At 37.6% G+C, this 10,826-nt stretch carries 11 protein-coding genes; 4 read left to right on the plus strand and 7 right to left on the minus strand.

What is annotated here, in order from left to right:
* Positions 1–453: 453 nt before the first annotated feature.
* From I6F49_RS17365 to I6F49_RS17385, 5 genes are read right to left on the minus strand one after another with little or no spacing between them, the layout of a single operon-like run.
* Entirely contained in the window at positions 454–2,373 is a 1,920-nt protein-coding gene (locus I6F49_RS17365; RefSeq protein ID WP_165741662.1) for a DUF7305 domain-containing protein, read from the minus strand.
* On the minus strand, positions 2,374–2,886 hold the full coding sequence (locus tag I6F49_RS17370; RefSeq protein ID WP_197181458.1) for a PilW family protein: 513 nt from the start codon (positions 2,884–2,886) through the stop codon (positions 2,374–2,376).
* Positions 2,883–3,293: a type IV pilus modification PilV family protein gene (locus I6F49_RS17375; RefSeq protein WP_197181459.1), complete on the minus strand. Its 411-nt coding sequence runs from the start codon at positions 3,291–3,293 to the stop codon at positions 2,883–2,885. Before I6F49_RS17375 ends, I6F49_RS17370 begins: the two co-directional genes overlap by 4 nt.
* Positions 3,287–3,739 (minus strand): GspH/FimT family pseudopilin, encoded by a 453-nt coding sequence (locus I6F49_RS17380; protein ID WP_197181460.1) that lies wholly within the window; start codon positions 3,737–3,739, stop codon positions 3,287–3,289. The genes I6F49_RS17375 and I6F49_RS17380 overlap by 7 nt, the downstream gene beginning before the upstream one ends.
* On the minus strand, positions 3,730–4,128 hold the full coding sequence (locus I6F49_RS17385) for a type IV pilin protein (RefSeq protein ID WP_197181461.1): 399 nt from the start codon (positions 4,126–4,128) through the stop codon (positions 3,730–3,732). The genes I6F49_RS17380 and I6F49_RS17385 overlap by 10 nt, the downstream gene beginning before the upstream one ends.
* Before the next feature lie 582 nt (positions 4,129–4,710).
* On the opposite strand from I6F49_RS17385, the gene I6F49_RS17390 reads away from it, so the two are divergent.
* Positions 4,711–6,201 carry a SulP family inorganic anion transporter gene (locus I6F49_RS17390; RefSeq protein WP_197181462.1) on the plus strand — a complete coding sequence of 497 codons (1,491 nt, stop codon included), beginning with the start codon at positions 4,711–4,713 and terminating at the stop codon, positions 6,199–6,201.
* Positions 6,202–6,211: 10 nt separating this feature from the next.
* Positions 6,212–7,063, plus strand: coding sequence for a universal stress protein (locus I6F49_RS17395; RefSeq protein WP_197181463.1), 852 nt, complete (start codon positions 6,212–6,214; stop codon positions 7,061–7,063).
* A gap of 153 nt (positions 7,064–7,216) precedes the next feature.
* Here I6F49_RS17395 and I6F49_RS17400 read toward each other — a convergent pair whose 3' ends face one another.
* Positions 7,217–8,110 carry a LysR family transcriptional regulator gene (locus I6F49_RS17400; RefSeq protein ID WP_197181464.1) on the minus strand — a complete coding sequence of 298 codons (894 nt, stop codon included), beginning with the start codon at positions 8,108–8,110 and terminating at the stop codon, positions 7,217–7,219.
* A gap of 116 nt (positions 8,111–8,226) precedes the next feature.
* Between I6F49_RS17400 and I6F49_RS17405 the strand changes: the two genes are divergently transcribed.
* Positions 8,227–8,850, plus strand: a complete 624-nt coding sequence (locus tag I6F49_RS17405; RefSeq protein ID WP_197181465.1) for a glutathione S-transferase — start codon at positions 8,227–8,229, stop codon at positions 8,848–8,850.
* Between the two features lie 215 nt (positions 8,851–9,065).
* Entirely contained in the window at positions 9,066–9,755 is a 690-nt protein-coding gene (locus I6F49_RS17410; protein ID WP_197181466.1) for an FRG domain-containing protein, read from the plus strand.
* Positions 9,756–9,872: 117 nt separating this feature from the next.
* Here the strand turns inward: I6F49_RS17410 and I6F49_RS20580 are convergent, their stop codons facing one another.
* Positions 9,873–10,688: a flavin reductase family protein gene (locus I6F49_RS20580; protein ID WP_331461454.1), complete on the minus strand. Its 816-nt coding sequence runs from the start codon at positions 10,686–10,688 to the stop codon at positions 9,873–9,875.
* Positions 10,689–10,826 lie beyond the last annotated feature (138 nt).

Below are 10,826 nucleotides of genomic sequence, written 5' to 3' on the forward strand. Positions count from 1 at the left end.
TTAATAATATGCGCCAAACCCGTTACTATGGTTTTTGCACTTATTAAAAAGGATAGTATTTACTCTGTTATTGGTACAAGCTTTTTGTTTCATATAAAAAATTTAATAAAAATATCACTGAAACAAACCCGGAAAAAGCAGCTAAACTAATGTCTATAAGCATTACATTGAACAATCCGGTAATTAAAAAGTTAGCTATCCACTAGTATAGTAGGTTTCAAATTCGCTCCAAAATGTAGCACCACTGCCACCATGAAATTGCTAAGAAACTGCAAAGAAAAACAAACGTAGCTCCCGAGCTCCTATTTTTATCGTTTTGACATAAACGTATATGAAAAATTAAGAGCGTTTGGTTTTACGTTCGAGTTTTAAATTTTAGAATATTAATAAGAGCAATTAATTTAGCAAGCCTAATAGCTTCTCTTATAGAAATAAGCTTATTAGCAGTATTTTTTATTCATTACTTTGTTCAATGGGTGTAAAGCGCCACCCTTTAAAAACTAATTTGCTTGTTGATTCATTACCACCAGATGAAGAGCCACCAAAACTTGCTTCATTTAATGCCGTGTCAAAGTGAATACCACCGGCGCCGCTTACAATAACGGTATCTCCTAAAATAGAACCTTTAAAACCGACAGCTGAAGTAACTTTAACTTGTGTAAGTGGTGCGTATATAACAGCGTAAAGCTCTCGTGTACCACCTGAAAACTCTATCCCAGTGTCACTTCCATTGTATGAACTATAAATACTAAAAACGGGTCGGCCTTCATTTGTAACTCCATTATCTGGTGCGTAAACTTGTGCCCCATTTCCTATCTTAAGCTTTCCTTTAATTATGATAGTTAAACTGCTGTTATCAGGGATCGTTAGCGAACTTGCGCCATTCATTGTAAAATCACCATCTACAAACATAACCGCATTATGGTTGCTTTTTACCTGCATTCGCCCCTTAATTTTCACGTCATCAAAATAAAATATTTGAGTTGCTGAATCAAGAAAAGCTGCAGCTTTAGCAGTGATGGCACCATCTGGAGTACTTCCAAAATCTACTAAAAAGTTAGCCTTATTAGTTTCTAATTCGAGTAAGTCACCTGCACTGCTATTATTGTTTATAAAAAGATCAGGGCTTGTCGTATTAACTGACACGCTATCAATTGCTGTTGCAATATCAAGTGGATCACACGCAGTTAACCCTCTATTATTTTCACTTTCTGGTGTTATTTTTTCAACTGGCTCAATAGTTGGTATTGATATGTCTGTACTTGATACTTTATAAGGTGAAAAAGCATACTCTGGTGTATCGCCTTTAAAAGAGCCGTTACCTGCGTATCTTAAATCTTTACTATCAATAGTACTGCCCCACTGTTTAAGTGTTACATTACCGTGAACACGTACTCGACCGTATACAGTTCCACCTGTTTGTTCATAATTACCGGAAGTATAAACACCATTACGTATTATTGTTTGTGTAAGAGCCACTAAACCATATGAACGAATTGTTCCTTGGACTGTATTACCTGTAACCGAAATTGGACCTGATGAACTAATATCACCACCAACCGGAGTTTGCTTTACTGATATAGATTCATTTGCAGAAACGCTACCCGAAACAGTACCACTACTTTGTGTGAAGCTTAAATATGCAGATGCATCCCCTCCAATAACCACACCACCAGAGAGTATTAAATTGCCATTACTATGAATATTGCCTGTAACATCTGCGCCTTGAATAATTGATAAGTTACTAGAGGATAAAACATCACCTTCAATTGTACCGCTACCATTGAGCGTAATATCACCAGTATCGTTAACTGTATTAACAAAAGATTCTTCTGATGTATTTTTACTGCCATCATCTAGCGTGTCGTTATAATCCCCTAAAGACGAATCATAACTATCAATTAAGCCACTTCCACTAATTGCAACACCAGAACATCCTGTAATTCCATTAGAAAAAACTGAGGCACTGGTAGTTCCGCCACCACCTGCTACATATTCGAATATAGCTTGCATTTGGTCCTCACCTTCAAAGCGGGTTCCTTCGCTAGAAATTAAAATATCGCCATTACTGTCAATCTCGATGGTTGCATTGTATATGCTAGATTCAAGTGAGCCTGTTCCAGAAACTTCACTATTACCGGCTATTAGATCATTAATATTTATAGTCGGGTCTGCAAGCATTGCTGTTTCAAGTTTTTCCATACTCGAAAATACGCCTTTTTCGGACATCAACCTTGCGTTCAACTTTTTCTGAAAATTGCCACTCAAACGTTCCTGAATCACACTATCTCTAAGAGTGCTAAGTACAACAATTGAAGCCATAGATGTTAAAATAAGTACGGTAACAAGCGTAAAACCAGATGTATTTTTCATTTATTGAAATGCCTTATTCATTACCATTTGCGACAAAGATATATCAATAACTAAGCTGTTATTAAATTGGCTTGGTAAGTTTGTAGGTTCTACAAGGACACTCACAACATTGTTATCAATTAGATAGCTAATTGTATTAACACCTTTTAATATTTTTACTTTGCCATTACCTATATCACAAAATAATGAGTCGTCTTCGTGACTATATTTTTCAGTGAATGGCGCATTAATTATTGAGCCTGTGCATGCAAGTACACCCGATTCTTGCTCAACACTTAAAATATTATCGCTATAAGTAGGAATTGAGCTGGTTTGTTTTAGACTTCGTGTAAATACTTTACTGCTAAATCGGATTACATCTAATGCATTTTCTAAATCTTTTGCTGTGCTGGTACTGCTACTAATTGAAGAATAAGCCAGGGTCACACCACCTAATAAAAACATACCTGCAGCAAGTGCAACCATAAGCTCTATTAACGTAAAACCATGGTGTTTATTTATTAAATTTTTCATGGCGCGCATCCAGCAGGTAGCGTCGGAAAACTTCCTGTAATTACAACACGGTTTTCTAAATTGTCAGTCAAACGTTTATCTTGCCATGTTATTTCAACACTTAAATCATTAGAAAAATCCGCTGGTAAGGTAAGTGTGTATGCATCAATCTGTGGAGATAAATAAGCTCTGAAATCAGCATCATTGTACAAACTAGGGTTAGTTTGTTGCAGTTCGCATAGGTGTGGCCAAATGCGTTCTAAAACATTATTAGCCTCAATTATTGACACCGTATAATTAAAGCTGTTTGTAATATATTGCAATGATTTTAGTTGGCCTGACGCAAGTCCTAACAAAGCAACCGTCGCAACAATTAAAGCAATCATAACTTCTAAAAGAGAAAACCCTTTGCTGTAATTTATTAGCATGTCTCTGGGACCTCAACTAACCAACTTTGCCCACTTTGTAAAATACATAAAGTAAAGTCGCCAGTTGTACTGTCATTATCACTCACCAAGATTTGATACATTTGGCCTAATTCACCCGTACTTGAAATATTAATATTCTTTAAATCTACAGAAATGCTGCTATGTGTAGTTTCAAAAATATTTAACGTGGTTTGCGTCGAATTAATAGGAGTTTTTACTAGCCATTGTTTATTAGACGTATTGAGAGAAACGGTTTGATCCCTTTTAATTGCTTCACTACGCGCAAATTTAAAAACACTATGTAGTTGATTCGAATTTGTAACTAATCTATCTCGCTTTATAAAAGTAATAAACGAAGGAGCCGCAACTGCAGTTAAAATACCGATAATGGTCATCGTGATTAAAACTTCGAGTAAAGTAAAACCAATGCTTTTTTTTACCAGCATTTAGATTTATCTGAAGACTTTGTACCACTTTGATTTACAGATAACTTGCCACACTCATCACTTTTCTGAGCACCTTTAGGTGTAACTTGTATTGTAAATTCAGACCCATTTGAAGCCCCTGTAGTTGCATCGGTTGTATAGCTAAAGGAGTAATAATCTGAGGTAGGAAAAGTAGATGTATTTGGGTAACCACCAACACGAGTGTATTGCCTTTCTAAAACAGCTGTTTGCTGTAGTAAAACCTGTTGGATATCAGCTCTTCGACTTTGTTGTATGTAACTCGTATAACTTGGAAGTGAAATTGCATATAAAATCCCAATAATAGCAATTACTATCATTAATTCAATAAGGGTAAAACCGTAAGGTATCCTTAACTGCTCCGTTTTCACTTATTTAATTTCCATTATTTATATCAAACATGTTTTATTTTTACGTAAAATAAAAAGTAATTTGGAATTTTTTAAAGAATGTATAATAGCGACAAGTTACATCTTGTCAACAATATAACGTTGGAATATGCAAAAGCGTTTATTTAACTCCAGTTACGCACCAGATTAAATAAAAAAAACGTTCAAGCGCACTAAAACAGTGCAAATAACGAGTGTTTTAAATAACATAGTATTATAATTACCTTAATAGCTCACTGTTAATATACTAAGTTATTTTATATAATTAATAACTTATTTATTGTATATGTTTCTAAAATGTAACTAGGTTTTTATTCATCAGCCGTAACCTTCTATTTTTCTATTCGCTAGAAACAAACTTTTTCTTATGTTATTTTCACGTAGCTAGTAAATTAATTAATCAAAAAGGAGCTTTTTACTTGAAACTTACGCCGCCCTAGGCAACTACTCCCTTTTTCATCGGCACGTTACGTGCAACCCTAATCGCCGTCTGCGCGAGAATCTCGGTTATTTAAATAAAATATTCCCCTATACTTTGGGAAACTAACTAATTAGGTTTATTACATGTTTGATCACGTAAAAAGAGATTGGCTCTCTAATATTCGTGGTGATGTGCTTGCTGGTATTGTTGTGGCGCTTGCCCTTATACCTGAAGCGATTGCCTTTTCTATTATTGCGGGTGTTGATCCAAAGGTGGGGTTATACGCCTCATTTTGTATCGCGGTTATTATTGCCTTTGTAGGCGGACGCCCAGGTATGATTTCGGCGGCAACCGGTGCAATGGCACTGCTAATGGTCACGCTGGTTAAAGACTACGGTCTTGAATATTTACTGGTTGCCACCTTACTTACCGGCGTAATACAAATATTTGCAGGGTTTTTAAAGCTCGGTGAGTTAATGCGGTTTGTATCACGCTCTGTTGTTACTGGGTTTGTAAACGCGCTGGCAATTTTAATATTTATGGCGCAGTTACCTGAGCTCACCAATGTTACCTGGCATGTTTATGCGATGACCGCAGCGGGCTTGGGTATTATCTATTTATTTCCGTATATTCCAACCATTGGCAAAATACTTCCCTCTCCTTTAGTGTGTATTGTTGTTATTACGCTGGTTTCACTGTTTTTAGGGCTTGATATAAGAACCGTTGGCGATATGGGCGAATTGCCTGACACTCTGCCTATATTTTTATGGCCAGACGTACCGCTAACACTCGAAACACTGCAAATTGTTTTACCGTACTCAATTGGCCTTGCTGTTGTGGGCTTACTTGAATCGATGATGACCGCCACTATTGTTGATGACTTAACCGATACAACGAGCGATCGTAATAAAGAGTGTAAAGGTCAAGGTATTGCCAATATTGGTGCAGGCTTATTTGGTGGTATGGCGGGTTGCGCCATGATTGGGCAGTCTATCATTAACGTTAAATCGGGCGGTCGTGGTCGGCTCTCAACGTTTATTGCCGGTTTGTTTTTAATCATCATGGTGGTGTTTTTAGATGAATGGCTACGGTTAATTCCTATGGCTGCATTGGTTGCTGTAATGATTATGGTATCAATTGGTACGTTCTCATGGGCATCAGTTAAAGATTTAAAAAAGAACCCGCTTTCGTCAAATGTAGTGATGATTTCCACCGTTATTGTGGTGGTTGCTACGCATAACTTAGCTATTGGTGTTTTAGTTGGCGTATTGTTAGCAACGTTGTTTTTTGCCAATAAAATTGGCCGCTTTATGGTGGTTAAAACCAATCATGATGAAGTCAACGACCAAATAACTTATGAAGTAGTTGGCCAAGTATTTTTTGCCTCTGCTGAGCAATTTATAGCGTCGTTCGATTTTAAAAATGCGGTTGCTAATGTAGTAATAGATTTAACCCATGCCCACTTTTGGGATATAACCGGTGTATCGTCACTCGATAAGGTGGTTATTAAATTTAGGCGTGAAGGCGCAACAGTTGATGTTATTGGTATGAATAGCGCAACCGAAACCGTTGTTGATAAGTTTGGTGTGCACAATAACCCTGAAGAAGTCGAAAAACTACTTGGCGGACATTAAGGAGAATGTAATGACTAAAATAATTACCTGTGTTGATGGCTCAGCCATCACTAAAAATGTAACCGAAGCCGCTATTTGGGCTTCAAAAAAGCTAAATAAACCCATTAGTTTTGTGCATACGCTTGAAAAAGCCCAGCAAACTAATATCGGCAACTACTCTGGCAGCATTGGGATTGGCGCGCATTCTTCGCTGCTTAGTGAAATGGTAGCCCTTGACGAGCAGCGCTGCAAAGTAAGTTTAAAAATGGCTGACGAATTATTAAACTCAGTAAGTGAGCATGCTAAATCGGCAGGCATTACTAATTTTGAGTTAATTAAGCGCCACGGTGATTTGCTCGATACCGTTATCGACTTTAAAGACGACACTCGCCTTATTGTTATTGGCCAAAATGGCACTGGACATAGTAATAGCTTAGCGGTACTTGGCTCACATATAGAAACCCTAATACGCAATGCAACCCAACCTATTTTGCTTATTCCTGAAACGTTTAAACAACCTACGTCATTTATGATTGCGTACGATGGCCGCGAAACAGCCGATAAAGCGCTACAACAAGTGATTGATGGCGGTTTATTACACGGCTTACATTGTCATTTAGTGAGTATTAAAAACAACGAAAAAGACCTTGAAGAAAAGTTTATTAACGCGCAATACAAACTCACCAGTATGGGTTTTAAGGTGTCAGCAAGCTTTTTAGAGGGCAATATTTTTGACTCGTTAATGCAATACAAAGAGCAAAATAATGTAGAACTAATTGTAATGGGTGCGTTTGGGCACTCTAAGCTAAGGCAGTTTTTTGTAGGCAGCAACACCCTTAAAATGCTCGAAAACAGCGATGTGCCTGTGGTTATTTTGAAGTAAAGGTCACTTTTAAGTAAGTAACTGTTTTAAAAGTAAATTTAATAGCCCACACCAAAAAGCCTAAAATCACTTAACTGATTTTAGGCTTTTTGTTTTTGGCTAAGCTTAGGTTTTAACTTTAATTTTAGCTTTAAAGTAAGGTTGAGAGTCGCTTTATTTTTTAACTTCAAACTTTTCGAATAAAAACTGAATAAACGACTTCACCTTTTGAGCCACAAACTTTCTATGCGGATAAATAGCAAACAAGCCAAACTCAAATGTTTTATAGTCCCGCATAACCTGCACAAGCTTACCCGATGCAATATCGTCTCTCACCACTATTTCAGGGATTAAGCCAATACCGCCACCCGCTACAACCACCTCTTTTACAGCTTGTGGATTATTAACCGAAACACGCGAGTTTACGCTTGCCGTTAATGCCTCACCACTTGGTGAAACTAGAGGCCAATGGCGACCTATTTTAAAGTTGCTATCAATCACTGTGGCGTGTTGTTCAAGCTCGCCAACACTTGTAGGTGCGCCAAAACGCTGAATGTATTCGGCTGATGCACATAAAATTAAAGGGTAACTGGTAATTTGCCTCGCGATTAAATTAGAGTCAGACACGCTACCAATTCTAATTGCTAAATCAACCCCCTCTTCTAGCAAATCAATTGTTTTGTCTGAAAGCACTAAATCAATACTTAAATCGGGATAGCGGCTCAGTAACTCAGGCATTAACGGCGCAAGGTTTGATTCACCAAACGACACCGGCGCACTCACCCTAAGCTTTCCGCTGGCAAGCGCTGTTTGACCCGATAAATTATCGAGCATTTCGCTATAGCTTTCAATTACAGGCACTACGCTTGCGTAATAACTTTGCCCCGCTTCGGTAATCGAAATTCTACGCGTGGAGCGGTTAAATAATCTAACCCCTAAGTCTTGCTCTACAATGCCCACGTATTTACTGACCAACGCCTTTGAAAGCCCTAGTCTGTCGCCTGCGGCTGTAAAAGAGCCTGTTTCAACAACCGCGATGATTGTTTTAATGCCAATAATAGTATCCATGATTGTCAATATAGCATTGACATTAATTCCTTGCTAGCTCGGTTTTTCAAAACTAATAATAATGAAAGAATAGCGTTACTAAAAATCACTATTCAAAATTAAAAACAGGACAACCCATGAGCAAACTAACGCTATACCGTTTTACTTTATCTGGTCATTCACACCGCGCAGAGCTATTTACATCGCTTTTAAAGCTTGATGTAAATATGGTTGATGTGGCACTGCAAAACGGCGCACAAAAGCAAGCTGACTTTCTAAAAATGAATATTTTTGGACAAGTACCGGTACTTAAAAATAACGATGACGTTATTAACGATTCAAACGCTATTTTAGTGTACTTGGCACAAAAATTTGATGCTAACAGAACCTGGTACCCTGAAAATGTTACGGTTCAAGCGCACATTCAACGCTGGTTGAGTGTTGCTGCGGGGCTTGTGGCTTCAGGCCCTGCTGCAGCGCGTTTAGTTACTGTGTTTGGCGCGCAGCTCGATCATCAAAACGCTATAAACATTGCCCATTCATTATTTAAAACCATGGATGCGTACTTACAAAACCGTGAATACTTAGTAGGCACTCAGCCAACTATTGCCGACATTGCCAACTTTTCGTACATAGCACACGCACCAGAGGGCGGCGTATCACTTGAGCAATACCCAAATATTTTAAGATGGTTAAGCAACGTTCGTAAACTAGACGGCTTTATAGTAATGCCTGAAACAAAAGCGGGTTTGCTAGCTTAGTTTTTTAAGTTTTTAATACTGTTTTACAAGAGGCTATTAAGCCTCTTTTTTTGTGTTTGTTTAAGTGATATTTGAGATTCAGTGATAATATTTATTATTGGTAATAGATTTCGCTATTTGCTATTAATAAGGTGTAAATATGAGGGAATGCTATCTGATAAAAAACTAAGTATTTTATATTAACAATAAACTTATCTATAAATGGATACATTATTATGAATTATATTAATTCAGTCACAGAGCTTTTGGAATTGTCTGAGAGACTGCCTTCTGATGATTGGTGTGGTGGTTGGTTTTATAGAGGCCAAGCAGACTCCTCTTGGGAACTAGTACCTAAAGCTTACAGAGAGCCTCATTTAAGTAATTTCGAATTTAAATATAAAATGTGGATTAAACAAGCCAGTCGTTTTCAAGAGTTAAACTTTCAAAATGAATTTGAATGCATGGCAATAGCTCAACATCATGGTTTTCCAACAAAGTTTTTAGATTGGTCTTCTAATATATTGGTGGCTGCTTTTTTCGCTTGTTCTGGCGAATTAAATAAAGATGCTAAATTGACGGCTTACTTTCCTACTTGGTATGTAAATGAACCTGAGATGAAAAAGTTCATAGATTACGATGATGTAGTAGCATATCAACCACCACCTATTGCAGATAGAATAAGAGCTCAACTTGGAAACTTCACATATCATCCATCCAGTGATTCAGTAATTAAAAATAGTATTTTTCCTCCCACAAAAAAAGATACATTGCATGAGTGGATTATCCCCAGAGAAAGTAAATCCATTATTTTAAAATCGCTAGATAGGATAGGAATTAATTTTAAATACATTTATCCAGATATCGATGGATTATCAAAACATTTTTGTTTAATGGATGAAGTAAACAGCACATGCCAAAAATAAATTAAACTTCAAAAACTACAAGCCACTAATTTAAAAGCATTACAACTAATCATCTTAGTCAGTTCATGTGGACTTTGAGATTCACAACTTAATTGAATGTATAGTCCATATAAAACACTAAAGCTCTAAATCAAGCACCTCAACGCCTTTAGCCGGTACGGCGCAGCAAATTAGCGCCTGCCCTGCCTCTACTGAATAACTTACGTTATTGCGATAAACCACAGCACCTACGTTTATTTTTACGGCGCAACTGCCGCAGCTGCCGTTTCGACAACCAAACTCAGGTTCTAAACCATGAGCTTCGGCTACATTAAGGATCGTGTTGTCGCCTTTGTTCCAGCGCTGCTCAAAGCCCGATTTACTAAATTTAATTACGGTATTGTCTGCTTCTTCAGCGCTAACCTCTTTGCTTTTATTAGGCGCTTCGCTTGTGATAAGCACTTTGCGGTTAATAGCGGAGGGTCCAAATGCTTCTGCAAATATGTTTTTATCCTGCACACCGAGTAATAACAGCTCGTTATATACGTGCTGCATAAACGCTTGCGGTCCGCATAAAAAGAACTCGTAATCATCAAGTGGTAAATAATACCTAAACACATCCGCATTTATGCGCCCTTTTAAATCAAAGCTTTCGTCTTTTAAATTAAAGCTCTCATCTTTTAAGTTAAAACCACCGCCTTGCTTTTCATCAAGCACAGGCTGCGATAAAAGTGAATAGTAATCAATTGCGCCGCTGCTCGTATCTGCAAGTGTTTTTAGCTCGTTATAAAACGCACGCTGTTGTTTATTTTTAGCACTGTGAAAAATATGCAAAGGGCGTGTATAGCGGGTTCTTAACCCTTCATTGGCAATGTGTTTAGCCATTGAGATCATAGGTGTAATCCCTATTCCACCACCAATGAGTACCGCTGGTTTGGTACTAGTTGGGTCAATAAAAAACTGCCCTTGTGGGTAACACCATTCAGTTAAGCATGTTTTGACTTAATGGTGTACCGAGTTTTTGAAATTCGAACGGTCCTACTTTTGGGCCGTTTTCTTTTTTCTGGAAGAATATAACGTTTCACTCGTTCT

It is taken from the genome of Pseudoalteromonas sp. SWN166 (assembly GCF_015864485.1).
Taxonomy (GTDB): Bacteria; Pseudomonadota; Gammaproteobacteria; order Enterobacterales; family Alteromonadaceae; genus Pseudoalteromonas.

Bases quoted from the DNA above. Each gene is read 5' to 3' on its own strand.
- I6F49_RS17410 (WP_197181466.1), top strand. From the start codon at position 9,066: ATGAATTATATTAATTCAGTCACAGAGCTTTTGGAATTGTCTGAGAGA.
- I6F49_RS17395 (WP_197181463.1), top strand. From the start codon at position 6,212: ATGACTAAAATAATTACCTGTGTTGATGGCTCAGCCATCACTAAAAAT.
- I6F49_RS17375 (WP_197181459.1), bottom strand. From the start codon at position 3,293: ATGCTAATAAATTACAGCAAAGGGTTTTCTCTTTTAGAAGTTATGATT.
- I6F49_RS17365 (WP_165741662.1), bottom strand. From the start codon at position 2,373: ATGAAAAATACATCTGGTTTTACGCTTGTTACCGTACTTATTTTAACA.
- I6F49_RS17400 (WP_197181464.1), bottom strand. From the start codon at position 8,110: ATGGATACTATTATTGGCATTAAAACAATCATCGCGGTTGTTGAAACA.
- I6F49_RS17370 (WP_197181458.1), bottom strand. From the start codon at position 2,886: ATGAAAAATTTAATAAATAAACACCATGGTTTTACGTTAATAGAGCTT.
- I6F49_RS17405 (WP_197181465.1), top strand. From the start codon at position 8,227: ATGAGCAAACTAACGCTATACCGTTTTACTTTATCTGGTCATTCACAC.
- I6F49_RS17390 (WP_197181462.1), top strand. From the start codon at position 4,711: ATGTTTGATCACGTAAAAAGAGATTGGCTCTCTAATATTCGTGGTGAT.
- I6F49_RS17380 (WP_197181460.1), bottom strand. From the start codon at position 3,739: ATGCTGGTAAAAAAAAGCATTGGTTTTACTTTACTCGAAGTTTTAATC.